The organism is Salmonella sp. SJTUF15581 (genome assembly GCF_043356775.1).
Taxonomy (GTDB): Bacteria; Pseudomonadota; Gammaproteobacteria; order Enterobacterales; family Enterobacteriaceae; genus Salmonella; species Salmonella enterica.
This window is the reverse complement of the sequence record NZ_JBEUJY010000001.1, coordinates 71,290-95,658: the sequence shown is the minus strand read 5'-3', so window position 1 is coordinate 95,658 and position 24,369 is coordinate 71,290. Positions and strand designations below refer to the sequence as shown.

Here is a 24,369-nt window from a genome sequence, read left to right as displayed (position 1 = left end):
TCACGCGACTTATCCGACCAACATATCTACCTTTAATCCCGACGATCGTCTTTATGTTCAATACGATCGCGATCGTCATCTTTACGCTGATACTCGCCGTCAAATGTTTCGCCACCGCCAGTACCCGCGCTAAACCCGCCGCCCGGCATCCGGGAAAAACGTAAATGCGGCAGCAACTTCAGCGTCAAATGTTTTTGCACCGGCGGTAACAAAAGGAGAAGGCCGAGAAAATCGGTGAAAAATCCCGGCAACAGGAGCAGTAAGCCAGCGATGATCAGCGATACACTCTTAATCATTTCTGCCGCCGGGCTCTCACCGGCCGCCATTTTTTGTTGCATCAGCAAAAAGTTTTTAAAACCCTGGTTACGTACCAGCGACATACCGATAACAGACGTAAAAATCACCAGGATTAACGTCATCAGGACGCCAAGCACATGGGCGACCTGGATAAAGATAGAAATCTCAATGTAAACATAGAGAAAGACAGCTAAAAAGGGTATCCAGCGCAAAGGACTCTCCTGTAAGTCATGGCCGTCTGCGACGACCATTTGAATGGGGTTGCGATTCGCATCGATCCGATATGGTGGTGCGTAGCAAAATTTCAAGTGGTTTGTACACCTATTTTAGGTAGTAATACTAAAGCGGTGACCTATTTCACAAAATAATAAATAAGGGGTAAATTCCCACACTTTAAGTGATCCAGATTACGGTAGGAATTCTGAAGCAGCATATGATCTCGTTTATCAGGCCGATGGAGGGGATAATCGTCGGTCAGAAAACATTCGAAATCACATATATCCTGTGTGTTTTAAAGTAAAAATCATTGGCAGCTTGAAAAAGAAGGTTCACATGTCAAACAACATTCGTATCGAAGAAGATCTGTTGGGTACCAGGGAAGTTCCAGCTGAAGCCTACTATGGTGTTCACACTCTGAGAGCGATTGAAAACTTCTACATTAGCAATAACAAAATCAGCGACATCCCTGAATTTGTGCGTGGCATGGTTATGGTAAAAAAAGCGGCGGCGCTGGCCAACAAAGAGCTGCAAACCATTCCTAAGAGTGTGGCGAACGCCATCATTGCCGCATGTGATGAAGTCCTTAACAACGGTAAGTGCATGGACCAGTTCCCGGTAGATGTCTACCAGGGCGGCGCGGGCACTTCCGTCAACATGAATACCAACGAAGTGCTGGCCAACATCGGGCTGGAACTGATGGGTCATCAGAAAGGTGAATATCAGTACCTGAACCCGAACGACCACGTGAATAAATGTCAATCCACTAACGACGCCTATCCGACAGGCTTCCGTGTAGCGGTTTACGCCTCTATCGTCAAACTGATCGATGCCATCAACCAGTTGCGTGAAGGTTTCGAACGTAAAGCGGTTGAATTCCAGGACATCCTGAAAATGGGTCGTACCCAGTTGCAGGACGCCGTACCGATGACGCTTGGTCAAGAATTCCGTGCGTTCAGCATCCTGCTGAAAGAAGAAGTGAAAAGCATCGAGCGTACTGCTGAGCTGCTGCTGGAAGTCAACCTTGGCGCAACGGCAATCGGTACTGGTCTGAACACGCCGAAAGAATACTCTCCGCTGGCGGTGAAAAAACTGGCTGAAGTCACTGGTTTCGCCTGTGTTCCGGCTGAAGATCTGATTGAGGCGACATCTGACTGTGGCGCGTATGTTATGGTTCACAGCGCGCTGAAACGTCTGGCAGTGAAGATGTCCAAAATCTGTAACGACCTGCGCTTGCTCTCTTCTGGTCCTCGTGCCGGCCTGAACGAGATCAACCTGCCGGAACTGCAGGCGGGCTCTTCCATCATGCCAGCCAAAGTGAACCCGGTAGTACCGGAAGTCGTAAACCAGGTATGCTTTAAAGTCATCGGTAACGACACCACCGTTACGATGGCGGCGGAAGCCGGTCAGTTGCAGTTGAACGTTATGGAGCCGGTTATCGGTCAGGCGATGTTCGAATCCATCCACATTCTGAGCAACGCGTGCTACAACCTGCTGGAAAAATGCGTTAACGGCATTACCGCGAATAAAGAAGTGTGCGAAGGGTACGTTTATAACTCCATCGGTATCGTCACTTACCTCAACCCGTTCATCGGCCACCACAACGGCGACATCGTCGGTAAAATCTGTGCTGAAACCGGTAAGAGCGTACGTGAAGTTGTGCTGGAGCGCGGCCTGTTAACGGAAGCCGAGCTGGACGATATTTTCTCCGTACAGAACTTGATGCACCCGGCTTATAAAGCTAAACGTTATACTGATGAAAGCGAACAGTAATCGTACAGGGTAGTACCAAAGAGGCACGTCACGATGACGTGCCTTTTTTCTTACAAGAAGTTACCAAATAACAACAATTTAATATCAACTTGTTAAACAACAAGGAAGGCTAATATGATAGTTGTCGAACTTATCATTGTTTTGCTGGCAATCTTTTTGGGCGCCAGACTTGGGGGCATCGGTATTGGATTCGCAGGTGGGCTGGGTGTTCTGGTACTTGCCGCCATCGGCGTGAAGCCAGGGACAATTCCATTCGATGTCATTTCCATCATCATGGCGGTTATCGCCGCGATCTCTGCTATGCAGGTTGCGGGCGGTCTGGATTATTTGGTAAACCAGACGGAAAAACTGCTGCGTAAGAACCCGAAATACATCACTATCCTCGCACCGATTGTGACCTATTTCCTGACTATTTTTGCTGGTACCGGGAACATTTCCCTGGCAACGCTGCCGGTTATTGCTGAAGTCGCGAAGGAGCAGGGAATCAAACCTTGCCGTCCGCTCTCGACCGCCGTGGTATCCGCGCAGATTGCGATTACCGCCTCGCCGATTTCTGCGGCCGTGGTGTATATGTCTTCTGTTATGGAAGGTCATGGCATTAGCTACATTCACCTGCTGTCCGTAGTTATCCCCTCTACGCTGCTGGCGGTGCTGGTGATGTCCTTCCTGGTCACGATGCTGTTCAACTCCAAACTGTCTGACGACCCGATTTACCGCAAGCGTCTGGAAGAAGGGCTGATTGAACTGCGTGGTGAAAAGCAGATTGAAATCAAACCGATGGCAAAAAATTCCGTCTGGCTGTTCCTGCTGGGCGTTATTTGCGTGGTTGTTTATGCGATTGTTAACAGTCCGAGCCTCGGCCTGGTTGAGAAACCGCTGATGAACACCACCAACGCTATTTTGATCATCATGTTGAGCGTCGCAACGCTGACCACCATCCTGTGTAAAGTGGAAACTGACGCCATCCTCAACTCCAGTACCTTTAAAGCAGGGATGAGCGCCTGTATCTGTATTCTGGGCGTGGCGTGGCTGGGCGATACTTTCGTATCCGCTAACATCGACTGGATCAAAGACACTGCGGGTAGCGTCATCCAGGGGCATCCGTGGCTGCTGGCCGTCATCTTCTTCTTTGCTTCCGCGCTGCTCTACTCTCAGGCGGCAACGGCGAAAGCGCTGATGCCGATGGCGCTGGCGCTGAACGTCTCTCCGCTGACGGCAGTCGCTTCCTTCGCCGCCGTTTCCGGCCTGTTCATTTTGCCGACCTACCCGACTCTGGTTGCGGCGGTACAGATGGATGACACCGGTACAACCCGTATCGGTAAATTCGTCTTTAACCACCCGTTCTTCATCCCAGGCACCCTGGGCGTCGTTCTGGCTGTCTGCTTCGGCTTCCTGCTGGGCAGCTTTATGCTGTAAGTGTTTCACCCGCGGGGCGTATCACGCCCCGCATTCTCCCGCCCTTTGACTAACATCCTGCCCTCGTCCGTTGTATAGTGACCGTTCACTTGCGGGTCTTTTTGTTCTTTCGAGGTGTTTATGCTTGATGTTAAGAGTCAGGATATTTCCATCCCCGAGGCCGTTGTGGTGCTTTGTACCGCCCCGGATGAAGCTACCGCCCAGGATCTGGCCGCCAAAGTGCTGGCGGAAAAACTGGCCGCCTGCGCCACCCTCCTCCCCGGCGCGACATCGCTGTACTACTGGGAAGGCAAACTGGAGCAGGAGTATGAAGTTCAAATGATCTTAAAAACCACCGTTTCACATCAGCAAGCGCTTATCGACTGCCTGAAGTCTCATCACCCGTATCAAACGCCTGAACTTCTGGTTTTACCTGTTACTCACGGAGATACTGATTACCTCTCATGGCTCAACGCATCTTTACGCTGATCCTGCTGCTGTGCAGCACATCCGCCTTCGCCGGATTATTCGACGCGCCGGGTCGCTCGCAGTTCGTCCCTGCCGACCGGGCGTTTGTTTTTGATTTTCAGCAAAATCAACACGATCTTACCCTCTCCTGGCAGGTAAAAGAGGGTTACTACCTTTACCGTAAACAAATCAGTATCACGCCGACGAAAGCGGATATCGCCGCAGTCCAACTCCCGGCAGGCGTCTGGCATGAAGATGAGTTCTACGGGAAAAGCGAAATCTACCGTAAGCGGCTAAACGTTCCGGTAACGGTTAACCAGGCGGCGGCTGGCGCGACATTAACGATAACGTACCAGGGGTGCGCCGATGCGGGATTCTGTTATCCGCCGGAAACGAAAACGGTGCCGCTAAGTGAAGTCGCCGCGGCAATAGACGCCACGCCGACGCCTGCTGTCACCCAGACGAGTGAGACGTCAAAACCCGCCGCCCAGCTACCTTTTTCCGCGCTCTGGGCGCTGCTGATCGGCATCGGTATCGCCTTTACGCCCTGCGTTTTACCCATGTATCCGCTGATTTCCGGTATTGTCCTGGGGGGAAGGCAACGTTTGTCGACGGGGCGCGCACTGCTGCTGGCCTTTATCTATGTACAAGGGATGGCGCTGACCTATACCGCACTGGGTCTGGTCGTCGCCGCAGCGGGATTACAGTTTCAGGCGGCGCTGCAGCACCCTTATGTGTTAATCGGCCTTGCCATCGTGTTCACCCTGCTTGCGTTGTCGATGTTTGGCCTGTTCACACTACAGCTCCCCTCCTCACTGCAAACCCGGCTGACATTAATGAGTAATCGTCAGCAAGGCGGTTCGCCCGGCGGTGTTTTTGTTATGGGGGCGATTGCCGGATTAATTTGCTCGCCCTGTACCACAGCGCCATTAAGCGCGATCCTGCTTTATATCGCTCAGAGCGGCAACATGTGGCTGGGCGGCGGTACGCTGTATTTGTATGCATTAGGTATGGGTCTGCCGCTAATGCTGGTCACCGTGTTTGGCAACCGTCTGCTACCGAAAAGCGGCCCGTGGATGGCGCATGTTAAAACCGCTTTTGGTTTCGTGATCCTCGCGTTACCGGTCTTTTTACTGGAGCGGATTATTGGCGAGGCTTGGGGTTTACGTCTGTGGTCGCTGCTGGGCGTCGCTTTCTTTGGTTGGGCCTTTATCACCAGCCTTCAGGCCAGACGAGCGTGGATGCGTATCGTACAGATTATCCTACTGGCGGCAGCGCTCATTAGCGTGCGGCCTCTACAGGATTGGGCGTTCGGATCGCCATCCGCGCAAGCTCCAGCGCACCTCAATTTCACGGCTATTTCTACCGTGGATGAACTCAATCAGGCGCTGGCGCAGGCCAAAGGCAAACACGTTATGCTGGATTTCTACGCCGACTGGTGCGTGGCCTGTAAAGAGTTTGAAAAGTATACCTTCAGCGATCCGCGGGTCCAGCAGGCGCTCGGCGACACGGTGCTCTTGCAGGCTAACGTCACCGCTAACAATGCGCAGGACGTCGCGCTGTTAAAGCATCTGCAAGTCCTCGGGCTGCCCACCATTCTGTTCTTTGATGCCCAAGGCCAGGAACAGCCGCAATCGCGAGTCACCGGCTTTATGGACGCCGCCACCTTTAGCGCGCATTTGCACGATCGCCAACCGTGAGCGACACTTGCAAAAGCAAAGACGGAGGAGAATACCGTGCAACGTGAAGATATTCTGGGAGAAGCCCTGAAATTACTGGAGACGCAAGGGATAGCCGATACTACGCTGGAAATGGTGGCGGAGCGCGTAAATCGTCCACTCGACACATTACAGCGTTTCTGGCCAGATAAAGAAGCCATTTTATATGACGCGCTACGTTATTTGAGTCAGCAGGTAGATATCTGGCGACGCCAGCTTCTTCTTGATGAGACGCTTTCTGCTGAACAAAAGCTACTGGCACGCTACAGCGCGCTTTCGGAATGTGTCAGTAATAACCGTTATCCTGGTTGCTTGTTCATTGCCGCCTGTACGTTTTATCCCGACCCAACCCATCCTATTCACCAACTGGCTAATCAACAAAAACGCGCGGCACATGATTTTACCCATGAGCTACTGACCACGCTGGAAATTGACGATCCGGCGATGGTTGCAAGGCAGATGGAGCTGGTGCTGGAAGGTTGTCTCAGCCGAATGCTGGTCAACCGCAGTCAGGCTGATGTAGATACCGCTCAGCGGTTGGCGGAAGATATTCTGCGTTTTGCACAGTGCCGTCAGGGTGGAGCGCTCACCTGACGGGTACTGATTTTATGCATTTTGCCTGAAAAGCAGGCAGTCAGCGCGCTTTTATCACTTTTTTCGTGTAAAGCCGTTGACGACCGCGCCCCTTTACGGTTTAATGCGCCCCGTTGCCCGGATAGCTCAGTCGGTAGAGCAGGGGATTGAAAATCCCCGTGTCCTTGGTTCGATTCCGAGTCCGGGCACCACTTATTCAGAAAACCCAGCCTATGGCTGGGTTTTTGCTTTTCTGGGAATGGAAATCCGTAGCCCCCATCTCTGGTCTGACTAGCTATAACGAGAAGGCCAGATTTTCTCTGGCGCAACGCCCAGCGCTTCGTCGATCAGCTTTTCCCCTTTGGGCCAGGGTCAAAAGCTTACTTAGCTACAGGGAGATTATTACCAGTAATAACGCGTATCACTCCATCTGACGGTTCGCTAACCCCGACAAGTGAATCCAATATCTCCGCCATGAACTTTTTCATCACTGATAACAATAATCCCTTCGCCAATTTTAGCATTTTTTCTTTTTCGGTTTCTTTATTCTTAAATACTGTTTCCGACTCTTGTTCATAATCATAAATTAATACTCAGCACATCATGACTGATGGTAGTTATCGGGGTAACAGAGCACATACTTTAAAATAATTATTCATACTGTGTTATTACGGAAAGATTTTAACCTAATGCGTGTCAGTCAGGCACGCAGATAAAAATAATCGGGGACAAAAGTTAAACAAAATGCTGTTAGCCGGAAGTACCGGTATTGTTCTGTTGTCCGCTGCAGTCAGTCCGGTATGGACAGACGATAATGCCAGGGCAGCGTCCTGCTTTTTTACCTGTATGTTGAATAACCATTGCAATAAATCATTATAGGATTACATCTGTTTATTATTGCCTGATCCGGAGTGAGTCTTTATGAAAAGTCGTTATTTACTATTTTTTCTACCACTGATCGTAGCTAAATATACATCAGCAGCAACAATGCAATCCTTTCATTCTCCTGAAGAATCAGTGAACAGTCAGTTCTACTTACCACCACCGCCAGGTAATGATGATCCGGCTTTCCGCTATGATAAGGAGGCTTATTTTAAGGGCTATGCGATAAAGGGTTCCCCACGATGGAAACAAGCTGCTGAGGATGCAGATATAAGCGTGGAAAATATAGCCAGAATATTCTCGCCAGTAGTGGGTGCTAAAATTAATCCCAAAGATACGCCAGAAACCTGGAATATGTTACAGAATCTTCTGAAAATGGGCGGCTACTACGCTACTGCTTCGGCAAAAAAATATTATATGCGTACCCGCCCCTTTGTCTTATTTAATCATTCCACCTGCCGTCCTGAAGATGAGAATACTTTGCGAAAAGATGGCTCTTACCCTTCCGGGCATACTGCTTATGGTACACTTCTGGCATTAGTATTATCCGAGGCCAGACCGGAACGCGCGCAGGAGCTCGCCAGACGAGGATGGGAGTTCGGGCAAAGCAGAGTGATATGTGGTGCTCACTGGCAAAGTGATGTTGATGCTGGCCGTTATGTGGGAGCAGTAGAGTTTGCAAGACTGCAAACAATCCCGGCTTTTCAGAAGTCACTGGCAAAAGTCCGTGAGGAGCTGAACGACAAAAATAATTTATTGAGTAAAGAAGATCACCCCAAACTTAATTACTGAAGGTGAAAGTCTTCCCGCAAACTGGCCACAGCAAATGAAAGGAAGTGCAACTGCGTAGGGGCGACCGGGCGTGAGACTGTAATTAAAATTGTGTAAGTGCCTGTTTTTGATATGTTCACTCCAACAACAGAGACAGGCAATTATGGACGAAAAGAAACTTAAAGCCCTTGCGGCTGAAGTGGCTGAAGGCCTTAAAACCGAAGCCGATCTCCATGCTTTTTCCCGCATGTTGACGAAGCTTACCGTCGAAACAGTGCTCAATGCGGAGCTGGCTGACCACCCCGGGTATGAGAAAAATGCGCCCAAAACAGGCTCATCCCCCCGCAATGGCTACTCGTCAAAAACGGTGTTATGCAATAACAGCGAGATCGAACTGAACACGCCGCGTGACCGTGAAAATACCTTCGAACCACAGCTGATTAAGAAGCACCAGACGCGCATTACGCAGATGGACAGCCAGATTTTATCCCTCTACGCCAAAGGCATGACTACCCGCGAAATCGTTGCCACCTTCAAAGAAATGTACGACTCCGATGTGTCGCCCACGCTGATATATAAAGTCACCGACGCCGTAAAAGAGCAGGTCATTGAGTGGCAAAACCGACAAATGGATACGCTGTATCCCTTTGTTTATATGGCTGTATGTTGTCAAAGTTCATCAGAATGGCAGTGTGATAAACAAAGCAGTTTTCCCTGCGCTGGGGATCAATACCGAAGGTCAGAAAGCGTTGCCGGCATGTGGCTGTCCGGAAATGAAGGCACAAAGTTCTGGCTAAGCGTGCTGACGGAGCTGAAAAAGCGGGGCCTTCAGGACATCCTGATTGCCTGTGTGGACGGTCTGAAGGGCTTCCCGGATGCGATAAACAGCGTCTTCCCGAAATATCCGCAAATCAGCAAAAGCTGGCGTGCGCACTGGGAAAACCTCAATACGCTCTTCAGTTATCCGCCGGATATCCGCAAGACCATCTACCATCTACACTACAAACGCAAGGTGTTCCCGACGGATGACTCAGTACGAAAAGTTATTTATCTGGCAATCAAAGATGCGTCAAAAAATGGAGTATGCCGATCCAGAACTGGCGGCTGGCGATGAGCCGTTTTATTATCGAGTTCGGTGACCGCCTGAGCGATCACCTTTAATACATTGGCAGTTATATAGAATTACTGACAGGCTCAAAAAAAGAGACCAGATTTCAGTCTCTTTTTTATCACTCATAATAATAGTCAGTTATTTTCTTTTATTTAGCTCTTCCATAAAATTTACCCAATTTTTATATTGATAATCAAGATTGCGAATCTCGTCTGAGATGGTTGATTGCTGCTGTATGAGACCACGTTTCTTTGCTATCAACTCTTGTAAACCATCATCGAGCGCCTTCATTTTCGCTTTTATCTTCTCATTAATTTCATTATATTTTACGGAGTATTCTTCTTTATGTTTTTCTAATACAGCACGTTTCTCCGCCCTTATGTCATCAAAATCACTCAACCTGTAATTCTTTAATTTTTCCCGGCGAGCCTTCATTGCTGGGTCGAAAACTTCAGCATTGTACTTCTTCTCAAAATAATAAGGAGCATTTTCTTTATTAAAGAGTTCCAGCTCTTTATTCAAATCACGCTGAACAAAATAACGGCTTTGTGTTTTTCCATCTTCCCCTTTCCCCCAATACTCATCGATTTCTTTATTAATAACTAATATATTAGTTTTAACTTTTGCGATATCATTATTTAATTCGTTTAGTTTTAATTTCTTCCTGGCATATTCATCTTTAATTGCATTTATTTTATCATCAAAACCTGCTCCATCCATGATGATATATTTATCGTCAGTTTCAACATTAGGAATTGGATTGCCTTTTGGTGTTTCTGACATTTGTAATGAAGAAAATATTGTTTTCCATCCAGTATCTTTATTACCAAGACTGTTCAAAGTTGCTGAGAATTTAATATCTTTGCCTTTATCCCACGATTTTTGAACAACAATATAATCAGTTAACGAGGCAACTGGCGTATATAGATCGTAGCCAGTAGAAAGTAAGCCATCAGCAGCATATGTTCTCTTATTTCCATCAACCGATGTTTCCTTGATATCAATTGAATCAAGGATAATACGCCCATGAAATTGATTACTAAATTGTTCTTTCAAGACTTTCTCTGTAGGGGTGTTATCGTCACCGCATCCGCTAATTAATAGCGAAACCAATAAACCACACAAAAATTTTCCATTCATAACATTCATCCCAGAAATTAATAATATGCAATAAAATCATTTCAGCATCACACAACGAGTTAGCAAATTCAATATTTAATGATGTGTTATTTTCATTATAATACTGTGTCTTTATTTTTAAACCACCAGGACTCGCTATCTTAATGAAAGACAATACCTCTAATAAATCAGATAGTTGGAAAGTAATTTTTTAATGGGCTGGCTGAAGCCATTAAAATGATTTTTTCAATCATCCTTACTGTAGCCGGAGGTAAAGCTGTTACTTCAACTGACGATGAAGAACAACAGGCAGACTACAGAAATGGACTGATCCTACCCGCGTAATATGGACACAACCCTAAGCAAGGTTCTGGTTTTCAAATTGTTCCGGACTGAGACTGCCACAGGCACTGTGACGACGCCATTGATTGTAATCACACTCGATATCATTAAACACTGCTGTCCGCATTATTTCCCAGCTGGCAAAGTCCTCTCCGTGGATACGTTCCACCTTCAGCGTGTGAAAGAAGCTTTCTGCACAGGCATTGTCATAACAACAGCCTCTGGCGCTCATACTCCCCCGCAGATTATGTCGTTTCAGTAAGCTCTGCTAATCCGTTGAATAGTACTGACCACCTCTGTCTGTATGCACGCTGACTTTTCCCAGTCGTTTACGCCGCCATTGCACCATCTGTAACGCATCTCAGGCTGGCCGCCACGGTTTTTATGTTATACATCCGTCAGGCGTGGCGCACCATAGCGCTGTTTGCGTCACTGAATGCCTCCCGGACGACGTTATCACAGACAAGGCGGAACTGCTGACGCTGGTTTATCTGATGACGACGCTGATGCCAGACGTACCAGCCACTACGGGCAGCCTGAAGTACACGGCACATGGCTTTGATACTGAATTCAGCCTGATGTTTTTCGATGAAGACATACTTCATTTCAGGCGCTTCGCCAAGTATGCCGCGGCCTTCTGGAGAATGGCCAGTTCCTCATCCCCTTCTGCCAGTGGACGCTTCAGATGGGCGATCTCTGCGGGCATCGCCTGTTCGCGGTCAGAAGAAGAGAGCTGATTTTGCTGTTTGCTTCGTCAGTTATAGAGTTGTGATTCATACAGGTTAAGCTCGCGGACGGTAGCGGCCACCCCAATGCGTTCAGCCAGTTTCAGGGCTTCCTGACGAAATTCAGGCGTGTGCTGCTTACGTGGCTTTTTGGTGGTTGATGCTGGTTTTTTCATATGAGTCACCTCTTGCTTGAGAGTTTACTCACTTAGTCACGTGACCACTATTGCTGGGTAAGATCAAAGATCCTCAATAACGTGTTACACCGTTTTTCATAAAGCCAACCATACGATTGAATGCGTCCCCTCCCCTCAAACTTCCGGATATCGCTACGCCATCTACCCGCCGCAGTATATATTTACCGCGTTGTATGCCTTTCCTGGCCGAGAGCGTTAATATTTACCTCCAGGATAAACCTTATCACAAATTAACATCAGATCTTATACCTCATGCTAACTACCTCCATGAAATTAAAGAGCTATTCTCTAAAAGAATAAAGGCAATTATTACTTAATTCAAATTTTAAAGAGATAATTTGATAATAACATGAGCCAATTCTTGTAAATTTCCATCTTTTTTTTATACGCGACATAGTTTTTTAACGATACTATAATATGTAGAAATGCAATATAAAATAGCATTTTCCATAGAAAATGAAAAGATCGCCACCTGATACCTTAAGTTCGCAAATAATTATATAGCTATATATTAGTTTTTTTGAAATATTTTTCAGAATAATTTTTGATTTACACGCACATTTAATAAAAGGAAATTATCATGCTAAAAGTGTTTAATCCCTCACCTGTCCAGGTGGGGAGCATTGAATGTTTACAATCAGCGCAAAACTGGCAGAGGAAATCCTTATCACTTCAGGGATTAAATTTACTGCAGTCCGTACTCATCAAGCTCACCACGGGTAAAATTTCAATTACGACATCGTCCGGGGAGTATATTACGGCATCAGGGCCAATGTTAATATTTTTAGCTAAAGATCAAACCATTCATATCACAATGGAAGAGACTCATGAACAGTTAAATTATAATTTAATTGAATTAGATTCAGCGTCAATAAAAAATGCTTATAATTTTTTTCTGTATGAACATGCAGACTTTTCGGCCCCATTAACAAAACCGATGACAAAACATCTGTTAGCGCCAATAGAAACAGGCGTAGCAAGAGTATTCAACCTCTTACACTCTTCAAATAAAAGCCAAAAACTATCCCAAGATAAAAAGGAATATTTAATAAGATTTCTCCTTTCAGAGTTCATCTATGAACCCGAAGCATTTGCTCTCTTCAGAGAACTATCGCAAAATACATTAGCCGAAAACATTTATAATATTATTATAAGCGACATAAGTCGAAAATGGGCACTCAAGGATATTTCTGACTCACTCTATATGAGTTGTTCCACATTAAAAAGGAAATTGAAACAAGAGAACACTTCATTCAGCGAAGTTTACCTTAATGCGCGAATGAATAAAGCGACAAAACTTCTACGCAATAGTGAATATAATATTACTCGAGTGGCTTATATGTGTGGTTATGATAGTGCTTCTTATTTTACATGCGTTTTTAAAAAACATTTCAAAACTACACCATCGGAATTTTTAGCGTTTTTATCTTCCTCTCGTCATCAATATGTTAATTGAGATATCTGACAATGCAGTATAAGAACAAAGCAAAACATATTAATATAAGAGATGGGATTCTGTTGCTCGCTAAAAAATTCGACCTAACACTGAGCGAGAAAAAAGTTATTTATTACGTGGCAGCGGGATTATCTGTTAAAAGTTGCTCAAATTTATTAGATCGAAATATAAAAACGATTTCAACACAAAAGAGATCAGCCTATAAAAAAATGGATATTACTACTGACGTTGAATTAATGCATTTGATGCTGAATGAGTTTTACATATCAGTCGATATTACGTAATTTTTTCTAAAATGTTGCCAGAGTGGTAGGCAAGGCAATTCTGGCTATCATCTTCAGAGATCGGTGTGATATCAAAATTGTATAATTTAACTGTTCCCGTATAGCAATGACTGGAATTTGATAGTGCTTTGATTAAAGAAGATTTACCTGAACCTGATGTACCGATAATACCCATAAAATCTCCGGGAACAGCAGTGAATGAAAGCTGTTCAATCAGTGTTCGTTCCGCAAACGCTATGGGGTAATTCTTCGCTGTCTATCGGCTGGCTGACGATCGACTCTACTCCGCCAGTGTTGATAACGATACCGGTAACTGGCATGTTTCTGTTCCGCAATCCGCTATTCTGTCGGGGGCAAATCAGTACACCATAACGGCCACCGATCCCGCTGGTAATAGCGCCGCCGCCAGTGGAACATTTACAGGCACATCGCCGACGAAAAACCCGGTTAACAAGAGTTCCGGCGTAGATGAAATGATTTCGCTTAGCGAGGCGACATGGCATTCGGTAAGTGTTGATGAAGAATATTATGCCTGATAACTAAACATCACCCTGCGAGGCCTCTTCGGAGGCCTGCTGAAAAAAACAGAATAATATTTATTGTCTGTTAATTATTACAGAGAGAGTTAATTTATAAAAAAAAGCGGCAGACTACGCTGCCGCAAATATGAGGAGGACAATTACCGTTACGCTACACCACAAAGTAATCCGTTACTGAGGTAAGTAAAACATAAATATCCCCAACAATGAATCAACGAATCAAACAATCGTCAAATCATGGTATTAATAACCTTGTTCTGTTTTAGCATACTGTGACAGTAAAAATAGATTTTAGCCATTCTGTATATCACACGAAAATTTATAAAACAGATTTGGTTCACTTACAATATACAAATTATTTTCATTATCCATGGCAATCCCTTCTGGTTGGGGGATATCGTCTCTGAGCCCTGACCACTCCGCCGTCAGGAACAATCGATCGCGCACCCGCCACTCGGAACTGACCTCCAGAATCATTTTTGACTCGTCCGACAACACCAGCAGCGAATCCGTTGGGGCATGGTATTCAAGTCCGGAGACATCGCTCACACTTGCAGTGATGGCAGAAGGCAACGCTCTGGTGATACCATTTTTGCTCATCTCTACTTCTTTGATCATAATGGGTTTTCTTTCTTTTGCGGCATATAATCTCTCATTTTTCGCATCCCATGCCGTACCTTCCAGCCCTTTATTTTTTGCTTTGTCATAGCCCTCAAGCTTCACCATGGAGATTATCTGCATGGCGCCGCGCTGAATATCCACCTGTGTTTTATAGACCGCGCCATCTTTCTCACTGCCTATCTGGAACTGATTGCCCCCACTCCATGCAATAGACTCCGGGTCGTGGATGCCCTGCAGCGGCATCCGCCCTACCAGCTGCCCTTCTGTCGTTAACCAGACCAGTTCAGGGGGATTATTAATAACGGCGAAAAGCATCCTGTCTTCGGCGGAGTAGGTCAAACCTGAAAGGTTACTCTTAACTCCTGCGACTGGTTTTTGCTGAATAACCGCTTTATAGCTACTCAGTGCCAGCGCCGAGGGTTTATCACCATATTTGAGGATCAGTTGATAAACATAGCGTATATCGTCCCTGACCATAAATAAAATCACGCCCAAGAGTACAACCACAATAACGCGTTTTAGTAATCTCATAAAAAATCCATAGCAGATCGCGTCACGACAGATGTCGTAACGCATTTCTTAAAAATAAAGCCGATGTCCGATAGAATCGTTATTCGGTTATGGCGAGCGCCATTAGCATAGGCAAAATGAAATAGTGAGGGTTATCACAAAAAGCCCGATTTTAATCACTAACGTACCCTTTTTGTAAATTGACATAATCAAGAGGAGGGTAGTTTCGGCTAATTATTTAAATAGTACGTCTGCAAATTCGCCCCTGTATGCAGAGCAAATGACAAAAAGTGATAATTAATGAGATGTAACACCGCAATCTGATCTGCTATTGCTGCTCCCACTTCTATTCAACCGGGCAGCAAAAAAATGAAACTCAACCTTATTACCGTCAGCCTGGCTACGCTCGTTGCCGCTGGCGCATTCCCGGCCCATGCCGGTCCTCAGGCACATGTCGTGTGCGGCTATCACCACACGCTGGGCGATGACGCGATTATGATGTTTGGTAAAGCGAATCAGGCGATGTGGCATGACTTTTTTGGCAACACCCACACCGACGCGGTCTCTACCTACCAGACGTTGCGCGCGCAACCCGATACCACCTGCGATAATAAAGCCGACAGCTCCGCTTACTGGGCGCCGTCCATGAAATTACCCGATGGTGAAATCGTAAATCCGGCCTACCAAAAGACCTATTATCAATCCACAAATGTAGCGCAATATCCGCTCCATCCATTCCCGGCCGGGCTGGAGTTACTGGCAGGCGATCATCACGGTACTGGCCCCAGTTCTGCAATCACCTTTTTATGTGCCAACGGCAAAGGTTACACCAACAAGGTAGGCGAAATATGCGGCCTGCGTAAAGCGGGCGATGCCGTCCAGTTTAATATCGGGATCGCTTTCCCCAACTGTTGGGATGGCGTCAACCTGAAACCGACCCATAGCCACAATAACGCTATCTATGCCGACCACGGGAAATGTTCCGCAGACTATCCGGTCAAAATCCCGACGGTTAATATGAACATCGCCTGGGTACTCCCGCAGATCTCCTCGCTGGATACGTCCAAAGTGGAATTGTCGATGGACCCGGTAATGCATGGCGAAACCCGGGAAGAGCGCTGGGGAAGTCTTTATACCGCCCATGCCGATTTTATGAATGGCTGGACGGAAGATGGCGCGCAGTTTATGACGGATCTGTGTATGAATCAGGGACTGGATTGCGGCACTACGGTTCCTTACGCCTACAGTAAAGCGGAAGAAAATACCTGGGTAAGTAGCGAAGACGACAAGCCTCATGCCAGCGTCGATACCTTGTACGTACAGGATGACTGGACAAATGGCGGACGCACGCAGCACCCGGAAACGCTCACGCTGGTGAAATTTAAGATCCCGCCCCTGCCTGCCAATATGGACGCTTCGCTATTCAAATACCGTATTCGCCTTTTTGGCGGCAAAACGGAAACGAACGGCGCCGATCAAATTTTCTTTTACCCGACCAGCAGTGACTGGCACGTCAGTACCGTGTCCTGGAACAATAAACCGGCGATCAACTACCGTTCCGATGCCGTGTTATATCTGGACCATTCACATGAGTATCGCATGGTTGATGTCGATAAAGCGGTGCGCAAAGCGCTGGCGGAAGGGAAAACGGAAATATCCTGGTATATCGGCGGCGACCGTCAGGGAAATCACTACGACTTCACGCCAGCGGACTCAAAACAGAGCCTGGTGCTGATGCTGACCGGTTTCAAAAAGACGCCGGAGCTGTAATAGTAAACTGTGCCCGCTGACGCAACAGCGGGCACAATGGCGGCACAAGTATTACGGCACGTCATCAAAACCTGACCAATACCTCAGAAAAACAACCGTTTACTCTCAGGCTGTAGTCCCTGTTGCTGCTGAACATCCTGCAGATAACAGGTCGCTACGATGGCAAGCCGGGCATAGAAGGCGCTAACGGTATTGCGTTGCAGCAATTCCAGATAGCGGAATCCCCAGGGCAGCAGATGCGCCTCCAGTAACCGGTTGGCCGCCACGTTGTCGCCTCGTGCCAGCAGATCGCTACAGGCTAATAGCATCAGGCCAAACTGATCTTCCGGCTCGCGTTCACGGTCAGTGAATACCATTCCCTGCGACTGTAAAAAAGCTCGATAATCGGCGGTGGTTTCCCCCATCAGCAAATTATCTTTTTCCAGATAGACCGATCCCCAGGGCGGGACGGGCATCTTTCCCTGGCCTTCAAACAACACGGAAAATTGCCATGTAAGCGCATCATCATCCGGTAGCGACCATGACGCACACTGATTCAATAGGTCCGCGATCGCGCCAGGGGTAAAGCTCAGGCAACGTTGGCAAACAATCGAACAACGCTTTCACCTCCGGCCTCTCAGGGGAGTAGTAAAACAGTGCGCCGAGGATACGCGGCAAAACAGCACGGGAAGGCATAGCAATAGCTCCTGAAATATTTCGCCTGATGACGCTACGCTGATCAGGCTTACATGGCACAAGCCGGGCAAAAACTACATTGGCAGCGTCCACAGATTGTAAAACGCAATCCTACCCGCCAACTCCGCCGCGATAACCACCACAGCCGTCATGGCCAGCACCGCAGCGCTCGACTTCAGGCGCGCGCAGACCACCACCCCGACCACGCCCGCCGCCAGCAATATCGCCTGGGCGGTAAACCAGCTATGCTGCGCAGCGGTCAGAGCGCTATCGGCGCTCATCAGCGTCGCCATATAGCCCGGGCGCAGACAAAAGCTCACCAAAATCGCCAACACGCTGACCAGTAGCCCCAGACGGCGCACGCCAAACAATGCCGCCAACGCGCCGCCGCCAATCAACGGCGTCAATATCATCATTGCCGTGGTGTAAGATGAACGCCAGGTCGCCACCGTCGGCAGTTGGTAAATCTGCGGAACGGCGTATAAGAAGACAACTCCGACTATCGCCGCCAACCAGACCAACGCGTTACACAGCGGCGTCGCCCGGTTCAGCAACAAACCGAGCGCCCCCAGCCCGCCGAGCGCCGAAAAAGCCGCCGACAAGACAATCTCGTTACTCATCGGCGAATGTCCGACGCGCAGCAGCATATTCAGCGCACGCAGCGGTTGCCCGACGTGGAAGGTGCCGACAATGACGCCCAGCCCAAACAGGCACATCACCGAGAACAGACCAATAGCCTTGCGCCGCGGCGCGACCAGCCCCATTGCGCCGCCAATCAGCAGCAGAATAAATGCGCCGACCGCGCTCTGGGTAAAGACCGTAAAAAAGACCAGCGGTAACTCATGCATGGCGCACCTCCCGAATGTTCATGATTGCGCCTTCCGTATCGCCCGTGGGTCTCGCTTTCGGATGCGGTTTAATAATGAGGTTAGGATGGGTGAACGACGCTGAAGGCAGCGGCGCGATTTGATTCTCCGTGCCATATTTTGCCCGTAATTCATCGACAGGGCCGAAATCCAGCGCTCGCTGCGGGCAAGAATCCACACAGATAGGGCGCAGATTGTTCTCCAGTCGGTCAAGACAACCGTCGCATTTACGCATCACGTTCGCCTGCGTATCAAACTGCGGCGCGCCGTAGGGGCAACGCATTTCACAATAGCGACAGCCGACGCATACGCTGTCATCCACCACGACCAGACCATCTTCTTTGCGTTTATGCATCGCCCCGGTCGGACAGCCGGAGACACATACCGGCTCATCGCAATGGTTACAAGCAATAGAGAGGTAGTAGGTAAAGGTGTCGTGATGCCAGCTTTCCCCCTCTTTCACCCAGCTTCCGCCGCCATATTCATAGACGCGGCGCAGTTTCGGACCGACATCCAGATCTTTATTATCCTTGCAGCTTACCTGGCAGGTTTTACAGCCTGAACAGCGCGAGGAGTCAACATAAAAGCCATACTGTTTCATCGTACATCACTCCTTAAGCGCGTTTAATTTCAACCAGATTGGTATGCTGCGGATTGCCTTTCGCCAGCGGCGAAGGATGGTGGCTGGTCAGCGTATTGATACAGCCGCCGACATCAACGCCGTTGCCGTCAAGCCGCGTCCACGCGCCCTGCGGCATCGCCGCCACACCGGGTAAAATGCGCTGGGTCACTTTACAGGGAAGCTCCACCACGCCGCGGTCATTGAATACATGCACCCGATCGCCGGACTTCAATTGGCGGGCGCTGGCGTCAATCGGGTTAATCCAGACTTCATCCGGCACTGCCTCATGCAGCATCAGCACATTGCTGTAGGTCGAGTGGGTATGCCCTTTGGTATGGAAGCCGCTTAACTGTAACGGATACTTCGCCGTCAGCGTTTTGTTAAGATGCGACTCTTTCGCCGGACAAAATTCCGGCAATGCGGGAATTCGCTCGCCTTCTGGCAACGTCCACGTTTGCGCCAGATCCGCCAACGCCTGGGAGTAAATTTCAATTTTGCCCGACGGCGTGGAGAGTGGATTAGCCTCGGCGTCGGCGCGGAAATCGGCAAACGCAAGGCTCTGCTGCTCGGTAGCGATACGCTGGTCAATCACGCCCATCTCTTTCGCCACGCTCCACTCCGGCAGGTATGGACGTTTTTCACGGATCTGCTGATAGTGCATCTCCGCCCACTGCGCCTGAGTTCGGCCCTCGGTATATTGCTCGCGCAGTCCAAGATGCCCGGCGATATCCGCGCAGATGTCATACGTGCTGCGCACTTCCCACATCGGTTTAACGGTTTTCTGAATCGCAATCATATAGTTATGCGATCCCGCCGCATAGGAGCTGTCCACCAGGTCTTCCGCCTCAAGATAGCTGGTCTCCGGCAACAGCAGATCCGCATACATCGCGCTGGGCGTCATATGGTTTTCAATCACGATAATGGTTTCACACAGCGATTCATCCGCGAGAATTTGTCGGGTGCGGTTCGTTTCGCCGTGCTGATTCAGCAAGGTATTACCGGCCTGGTTGAAAAACAGCTTAATTCCGGTTTTTAGCCTGTCCGCGCCTTTCACACCCATTGTCGTCGCGGTCATTTTCTCCGGATGCTGAATGGCGTCCGTCCACAGATAGCAAGGAATAGAGGTTGTGATCGGATTCTTACCGACGGGCAACAATGGCACGCCATACGGCGTACCGTAAGGCCAGTTGCCATTGTTGGTGCCGGGCCGCCCGAAGTGGCCGGTTAACGCTGGCAGCGTCTGAATAGCACGCACGGTTTGTTCGCCGTTGGCATGACGCTGCGGCCCCCAGCCCTGGCAAATATAGCAGGCGCGCGCCGAGGCGATTTCGCGCGCCAGTTGGCGAATACGCGTTGCCGGAATACCGGTGATATCCGCCGCCCATTCCGGGGTTTTCGCGATACCGTCATCGCCCGTGCCAAGAACATAGTCTTTATAGCTGGCGTTAGGCGCAGCCGTGTCCGGCAAGGTGCTACGGTCATAGCCGACGCAATAGCGGTTTACCAGCACCTCGTCGAGAAGCTGTTCGGTAATCAGCGTATGCGCTATGCCGGCGACTAACGCAGCGTCCGTGGTTGGGCGAATCGGTAGCCATTCGGCGTGTTCGGTAATCACCGAATCGGTATAGCGCGGATCGATAATAATGACTCGGGCTTTCGAGGTCTCCAGCGCCCGGCGCAGCTCTTCAACCTGACCGCCGCCGGACATCCGCGTTTCTGAGAGATTCAGGCCAAATAGCACCACCAGATCGGAATGCGCGATCTGCGTAAAATGGCTACCAACATAGGTACCATGCATATAGGGCGTTGCCGTCGCGATTTGCGCGGTCGAGTAGGTATTATGGTAATTTAAATAGCCGCCGGTGAGATTTAACAATCGCTTCCATGCGGGCGATCCCTGCGTATGATAATATGCCCCGGATTGATAATTATAATAAATAGCTTCCCGGCCATATTTTTCGCTAACGCGCGTTAATTCCGCCGCAATAAAGGCCGTAGCCTCATCCCATGAAATACGTTTAAATTTTCCTTCACCGCGTTTTCCCACTCTTTTCATCGGATACTTAATGCGATCCGGGCTATAGACGCGCCAGCGACTGGAACGCCCACGCAGGCAGGGACGAATCTGATGCTCGCCGAATACCGCGTCATCTTTCGCGTCTTCCGGTTCAATACGCACAATGCGATCATTTTTCACGATAACCTTAAGCGGGCATCGACTGCCACAGTTGACCAGACAGGCGCTGTGCCTGACGGTTTCGCCGTTGGCATCCTTCGGTATCGGGGTATCCTGCGCCTGGGCAGTGGTAGCAAAAGGCAGCGTAATCGCCTGACTTAGCGTCACCGCCGCCCCTACTTTTGCAGTAGCGACAATAGCATCACGTCGGGTTATGGTTGTGTTCAGCCATTTTTTTATTTCCATTTTTTATTTCTCACATTGCTTCCATAATTATTAATAATATGTAATGAAAACTAATCATAATAGATTAAATATTTGTGCTGATTGATTGTGATCAAACGCATTCTGAACGTCAGTAAAAATAAAATGTGACACCGCATACGGTATTATAAAAATTAATAGAAAATTATTTTATGCAATTCTGATGAAAATAAATTATCCATCACGGTATACGGCGATATTAATTAACGACATGACGTTTGCCAGTCGACATGAGCAGGTAGCGCGCCCGGCAAGGTAAGACTGGCTTTTCAACACTGGAGCAACATCGCCTATGCCTTTGAATTAGACGCCTCATCAGGGATAATAACCTTACGATTCGTCCGCTCAGGTCCACTATGAAACACTCCCTGCCATGCCGGGCGTTACGCAAACGCCCCATGAAACTCGGCACTACCGTCATTCTGATGGTCAGCGCCGTTTTGTTTTCGGTGCTCGTTGTGGTCCATCTGATCTATTTTTCGCAAATCAGCAGCATGACGCGCGACGCGCTGGCAGATAAAGCGCTGGCGGTGGCTCGCTCGCTGGCGGACTCTCCGGCAATTCGCGAGGGGCTGAAAAAACCGCCAGCGGAAAGCGGCATTCAGACGCTCGCCGAAGCGGTGAGCCAGCATAATGGCTTTTTGTTTATTGTGGTGACCAACATGCAGGGCATCCGTTATTCGCACCCAGAAACGCAGCGAATCGGTCAACCGTTCAAAGGCGATGATATTCTGCTCGCGCTGCAGGGAAAGGAAAACGTTGCCATTAATCGCGGCTTTCTTGCCAAAGCGCTGCGCGTTTTCACACCGGTTTATGATGAACATCACCGGCAGATCGGCGTGGTAGCGATTGGCCTGGAACTCAGTCACGTTACGCAGCAGATCAACAATAGCCGCGGCAGTATTATCTGGTCCATTCTGTTCGGCGCTCTGGTGGGGTTATTAGGCACGTATGCGCTGGTCAAGGTGCTAAAACGTATCCTGTTTGGCCTCGAACCCTATGAGATCTCAACCCTGTTTGAACAACGCCAGGCAATGCTGCAGTCAATCAAAGAGGGCGTTATCGCCGTGGATGATAGCGGCGAAGTCACGTTAATTAACCATGCGGCGCAGGCGCTGCTCGATTATCGAAAAACGCAGGATGACGCCAAATTATCCACCCTGAGTCATGCCTGGTCGCAGGTGGTGGACATTAGCGAAGTGTTGCGTGACGGTACGCCGCGCCGCGATGAAGAGATCATCGTCAAAGGCCGCCTGCTGCTGGTGAATACCGTTCCGGTGCGCAGCAACGGCGAAATTATCGGCGCGATATCCACCTTCAGGGATAAAACAGAAGTTCGCCAACTGATGCAGCGGTTGGACGGGATGGTGAACTACGCGGATGCGCTCCGTGAACGATCCCACGAATTCATGAACAAATTACATGTGATTCTGGGATTATTGCACCTGAAGAGTTATAAGCAGCTTGAAGCGTATATTATCAAGACGGCCAATAACTATCAGGAAGAGATCGGTTTGCTGCTGGGTAAAATAAAGTCGCCGATTATCGCTGGCTTTTTGCTCAGTAAAATTACTCGCGCCTCTGATTTCGGGCACAGCCTGGTGATAAGCAGCGACAGCCAGTTACCGGATAATAACAATGAAGATCAGGTTACGGTGCTGATTACGGCGCTGGGTAATTTGATTGAAAACGCGCTGGAAGCGTTGAGCCAGGAATCCGGCGGCGAAATCAGCGTCTCGTTACACTACCGTCATGGCTGGCTGCATTGCGAAGTGAGCGATGACGGTCCGGGTATCGAACCTGAGCGCATCGAGGCGATTTTTGAAAAAGGCGTCTCGTCGAAAGGCGCCGAACGCGGCGTCGGTTTAGCGCTGGTTAAACAGCAGGTTGAAGCGCTTGGCGGCGTAATTTCCGTGGAGTCCGAGCCTGGGATCTTCACACAATTTTTTGTACAGTTACCCTGGGATGGAAAAAGGACCAGCCTATGATCAATGTATTAATTGTCGATGACGATGCGATGGTCGCGGAGTTAAATCGCCGCTATGTCGCGCAAATCTCCGGTTTTCATTGTTGTGGAACCGCTTCGACGCTGGAAAAAGCGAAAGAGTTTATCTTCAACAGTGAAAATCACATTGACCTAATCCTGCTGGATATCTATATGCAGCAGGAAAACGGATTGGATCTGCTGCCTGTCCTGCACAGCGCAGGCTGCAAAAGCGACGTTATTGTCATTTCTTCTGCCGCTGACGCCGCCACCATTAAAGATTCGCTTCACTACGGCGTGGTGGATTATCTGATCAAGCCTTTTCAGGCCACGCGCTTTGAAGAAGCGTTGACCGGCTGGCTACGTAAGAAAACGGCGATGGAAAAACGCCAGTATTACGAACAGTCTGAGCTTGACCTGCTCATTCACGGTAATTCATCCAGCGAGCAGGAGCCTCGTCGGCTGCCAAAAGGGCTGACCCAGCAAACGCTACGCACCTTATGCCAGTGGATTGATGCGCATCAGGAGCAGGAATTTTCTACCGACGAGTTGGCCAACGAAGTGAATATCTCGCGCGTCTCCTGCCGTAAATATCTTATCTGGCTGGTGAATTGCCATATCTTGTTTACCAGTATTCATTACGGCGTGACCGGCAGGCCGGTTTACCGCTACCGCGTTCAGCCGGAACATTACTCTTTACTGAAACAATATTGTCAGTAAGGATACCGCATAAAGCCGACGCGAAGCGTTATATCCTGGTAACATTTATTATAACAATGCCAATAAAAACGCTATCACATTAATAACAAACCTGGGAAATTGTGTCAGATCAAATATACTCACCCCAGGCCTGTTAACGTTATTTTCTATTATTACAGCGCTCTGCGCTGTTTTTAATTTCAAAACGCTAACAAAAGTTAATTAAGTATTATCCCATGCCGAGAGTGTGTATTTTTATTAAAAAAGGGATTTGTCCGGAATTTTCCTGACACTTAAATAAAATTATGTTTGTAGC

20 protein-coding genes, 1 tRNA gene and 5 pseudogenes are annotated in these 24,369 nt (G+C 48.6%); 16 read left to right on the top strand and 10 right to left on the bottom strand.

Annotation, left to right across the window (positions count from 1 at the left end; all coding sequences use genetic code 11):
• Nucleotides 1–32: 32 nt before the first annotated feature.
• A complete protein-coding gene (locus tag ABVN36_RS00365) occupies nucleotides 33–509 on the bottom strand; it encodes an FxsA family protein (protein ID WP_001267291.1) in 477 nt (158 codons plus the stop codon).
• Nucleotides 510–849: 340 nt separating this feature from the next.
• Here ABVN36_RS00365 and aspA point away from each other — a divergent pair, with 340 nt between their 5' ends.
• The 6 genes from aspA to ABVN36_RS00335 all read left to right on the top strand — a co-directional run bounded on the left by aspA (nucleotide 850) and on the right by ABVN36_RS00335 (nucleotide 6,652).
• Nucleotides 850–2,286: an aspartate ammonia-lyase gene (gene aspA, locus ABVN36_RS00360; RefSeq protein ID WP_000069440.1), complete on the top strand. Its 1,437-nt coding sequence runs from the start codon at nucleotides 850–852 to the stop codon at nucleotides 2,284–2,286.
• Nucleotides 2,287–2,400: 114 nt separating this feature from the next.
• Complete coding sequence (dcuA, locus tag ABVN36_RS00355; protein WP_000637595.1) at nucleotides 2,401–3,702, top strand: anaerobic C4-dicarboxylate transporter DcuA; 1,302 nt, start codon at nucleotides 2,401–2,403, stop codon at nucleotides 3,700–3,702.
• Between the two features lie 120 nt (nucleotides 3,703–3,822).
• A complete protein-coding gene (cutA, locus tag ABVN36_RS00350; protein ID WP_000887832.1) occupies nucleotides 3,823–4,170 on the top strand; it encodes a divalent cation tolerance protein CutA in 348 nt (115 codons plus the stop codon).
• The gene (locus ABVN36_RS00345) at nucleotides 4,146–5,849 is read left to right on the top strand and encodes a protein-disulfide reductase DsbD (protein WP_023138401.1); all 1,704 of its coding nucleotides are present in this window, start codon (nucleotides 4,146–4,148) and stop codon (nucleotides 5,847–5,849) included. Before cutA ends, ABVN36_RS00345 begins: the two co-directional genes overlap by 25 nt.
• Before the next feature lie 36 nt (nucleotides 5,850–5,885).
• Nucleotides 5,886–6,461: a transcriptional regulator gene (locus ABVN36_RS00340; RefSeq protein WP_001188509.1), complete on the top strand. Its 576-nt coding sequence runs from the start codon at nucleotides 5,886–5,888 to the stop codon at nucleotides 6,459–6,461.
• Between the two features lie 115 nt (nucleotides 6,462–6,576).
• A tRNA-Phe gene (locus tag ABVN36_RS00335) sits at nucleotides 6,577–6,652 on the top strand.
• Nucleotides 6,653–6,731: 79 nt separating this feature from the next.
• Here ABVN36_RS00335 and ABVN36_RS00330 read toward each other — a convergent pair.
• Nucleotides 6,732–6,809, bottom strand: a pseudogene (locus tag ABVN36_RS00330) (helix-turn-helix domain-containing protein); the annotation flags it as partial.
• A gap of 552 nt (nucleotides 6,810–7,361) precedes the next feature.
• Here ABVN36_RS00330 and ABVN36_RS00325 point away from each other — a divergent pair.
• Both ABVN36_RS00325 and ABVN36_RS00320 read left to right on the top strand, forming a co-directional pair.
• The gene (locus tag ABVN36_RS00325) at nucleotides 7,362–8,114 is read left to right on the top strand and encodes a non-specific acid phosphatase (RefSeq protein ID WP_023138402.1); all 753 of its coding nucleotides are present in this window, start codon (nucleotides 7,362–7,364) and stop codon (nucleotides 8,112–8,114) included.
• 142 nt (nucleotides 8,115–8,256) lie between these two features.
• Entirely contained in the window at nucleotides 8,257–9,207 is a 951-nt protein-coding gene (locus ABVN36_RS00320; RefSeq protein WP_023138403.1) for an IS256 family transposase, read from the top strand.
• A 135-nt stretch (nucleotides 9,208–9,342) separates the two neighbouring features.
• Here the strand turns inward: ABVN36_RS00320 and ABVN36_RS00315 are convergent, their stop codons facing one another.
• Together ABVN36_RS00315 and ABVN36_RS00310 are read right to left on the bottom strand one after the other, a co-directional pair.
• Entirely contained in the window at nucleotides 9,343–10,344 is a 1,002-nt protein-coding gene (locus ABVN36_RS00315; RefSeq protein WP_023138404.1) for a DUF1202 family protein, read from the bottom strand.
• Between the two features lie 337 nt (nucleotides 10,345–10,681).
• Nucleotides 10,682–11,566: pseudogene (locus ABVN36_RS00310) on the bottom strand (IS3 family transposase).
• A 116-nt stretch (nucleotides 11,567–11,682) separates the two neighbouring features.
• Between ABVN36_RS00310 and ABVN36_RS00305 the strand changes: the two are divergent.
• From ABVN36_RS00305 to rtsB, 3 genes are all read left to right on the top strand, one after another.
• Nucleotides 11,683–11,904 carry a hypothetical protein gene (locus tag ABVN36_RS00305; protein ID WP_031612896.1) on the top strand — a complete coding sequence of 74 codons (222 nt, stop codon included), beginning with the start codon at nucleotides 11,683–11,685 and terminating at the stop codon, nucleotides 11,902–11,904.
• Nucleotides 11,905–12,167: 263 nt separating this feature from the next.
• Entirely contained in the window at nucleotides 12,168–13,043 is an 876-nt protein-coding gene (locus ABVN36_RS00300; RefSeq protein ID WP_023195838.1) for an AraC family transcriptional regulator, read from the top strand.
• Nucleotides 13,040–13,327, top strand: coding sequence for a transcriptional regulator RtsB (gene rtsB, locus ABVN36_RS00295; RefSeq protein ID WP_072103482.1), 288 nt, complete (start codon nucleotides 13,040–13,042; stop codon nucleotides 13,325–13,327). Before ABVN36_RS00300 ends, rtsB begins: the two co-directional genes overlap by 4 nt.
• Here rtsB and ABVN36_RS00290 read toward each other — a convergent pair.
• Nucleotides 13,320–13,502 (bottom strand): ATP-binding cassette domain-containing protein, encoded by a 183-nt coding sequence (locus ABVN36_RS00290; RefSeq protein ID WP_071591272.1) that lies wholly within the window; start codon nucleotides 13,500–13,502, stop codon nucleotides 13,320–13,322. The two genes, rtsB and ABVN36_RS00290, sit on opposite strands and share 8 nt — an antisense overlap.
• A gap of 19 nt (nucleotides 13,503–13,521) precedes the next feature.
• On the opposite strand from ABVN36_RS00290, the pseudogene ABVN36_RS00285 reads away from it, so the two are divergent.
• Nucleotides 13,522–13,621: pseudogene (locus ABVN36_RS00285) on the top strand (hypothetical protein); the annotation flags it as partial.
• A 107-nt stretch (nucleotides 13,622–13,728) separates the two neighbouring features.
• Nucleotides 13,729–13,863: pseudogene (locus ABVN36_RS00280) on the top strand (hypothetical protein); the annotation flags it as partial.
• A 294-nt stretch (nucleotides 13,864–14,157) separates the two neighbouring features.
• Here ABVN36_RS00280 and ABVN36_RS00275 read toward each other — a convergent pair.
• Nucleotides 14,158–15,063 (bottom strand): SdiA-regulated domain-containing protein, encoded by a 906-nt coding sequence (locus ABVN36_RS00275; protein WP_033903600.1) that lies wholly within the window; start codon nucleotides 15,061–15,063, stop codon nucleotides 14,158–14,160.
• A 303-nt stretch (nucleotides 15,064–15,366) separates the two neighbouring features.
• Between ABVN36_RS00275 and ABVN36_RS00270 the strand changes: the two genes are divergently transcribed.
• The gene (locus ABVN36_RS00270; RefSeq protein ID WP_001727344.1) at nucleotides 15,367–16,767 is read left to right on the top strand and encodes a DUF1996 domain-containing protein; all 1,401 of its coding nucleotides are present in this window, start codon (nucleotides 15,367–15,369) and stop codon (nucleotides 16,765–16,767) included.
• A gap of 83 nt (nucleotides 16,768–16,850) precedes the next feature.
• Here ABVN36_RS00270 and ABVN36_RS00265 read toward each other — a convergent pair.
• The 4 genes and pseudogenes from ABVN36_RS00265 to ABVN36_RS00250 all read right to left on the bottom strand — a co-directional run bounded on the left by ABVN36_RS00265 (nucleotide 16,851) and on the right by ABVN36_RS00250 (nucleotide 21,352).
• Nucleotides 16,851–17,442, bottom strand: a pseudogene (locus tag ABVN36_RS00265) (molecular chaperone).
• Nucleotides 17,443–17,516: 74 nt separating this feature from the next.
• A complete protein-coding gene (locus tag ABVN36_RS00260; protein ID WP_023138410.1) occupies nucleotides 17,517–18,290 on the bottom strand; it encodes a dimethyl sulfoxide reductase anchor subunit family protein in 774 nt (257 codons plus the stop codon).
• Nucleotides 18,283–18,909 (bottom strand): DMSO/selenate family reductase complex B subunit, encoded by a 627-nt coding sequence (locus ABVN36_RS00255; protein WP_000816143.1) that lies wholly within the window; start codon nucleotides 18,907–18,909, stop codon nucleotides 18,283–18,285. The genes ABVN36_RS00260 and ABVN36_RS00255 overlap by 8 nt, the downstream gene beginning before the upstream one ends.
• Before the next feature lie 13 nt (nucleotides 18,910–18,922).
• The gene (locus ABVN36_RS00250; RefSeq protein WP_023138411.1) at nucleotides 18,923–21,352 is read right to left on the bottom strand and encodes a DMSO/selenate family reductase complex A subunit; all 2,430 of its coding nucleotides are present in this window, start codon (nucleotides 21,350–21,352) and stop codon (nucleotides 18,923–18,925) included.
• A 374-nt stretch (nucleotides 21,353–21,726) separates the two neighbouring features.
• Here ABVN36_RS00250 and ABVN36_RS00245 point away from each other — a divergent pair, with 374 nt between their 5' ends.
• Together ABVN36_RS00245 and dcuR are read left to right on the top strand one after the other, a co-directional pair.
• Nucleotides 21,727–23,358, top strand: coding sequence for a sensor histidine kinase (locus tag ABVN36_RS00245; protein WP_023138412.1), 1,632 nt, complete (start codon nucleotides 21,727–21,729; stop codon nucleotides 23,356–23,358).
• Complete coding sequence (dcuR, locus tag ABVN36_RS00240; protein ID WP_000611307.1) at nucleotides 23,355–24,074, top strand: two-component system response regulator DcuR; 720 nt, start codon at nucleotides 23,355–23,357, stop codon at nucleotides 24,072–24,074. Before ABVN36_RS00245 ends, dcuR begins: the two co-directional genes overlap by 4 nt.
• The last annotated feature ends 295 nt before the right edge of the window (nucleotides 24,075–24,369 follow it).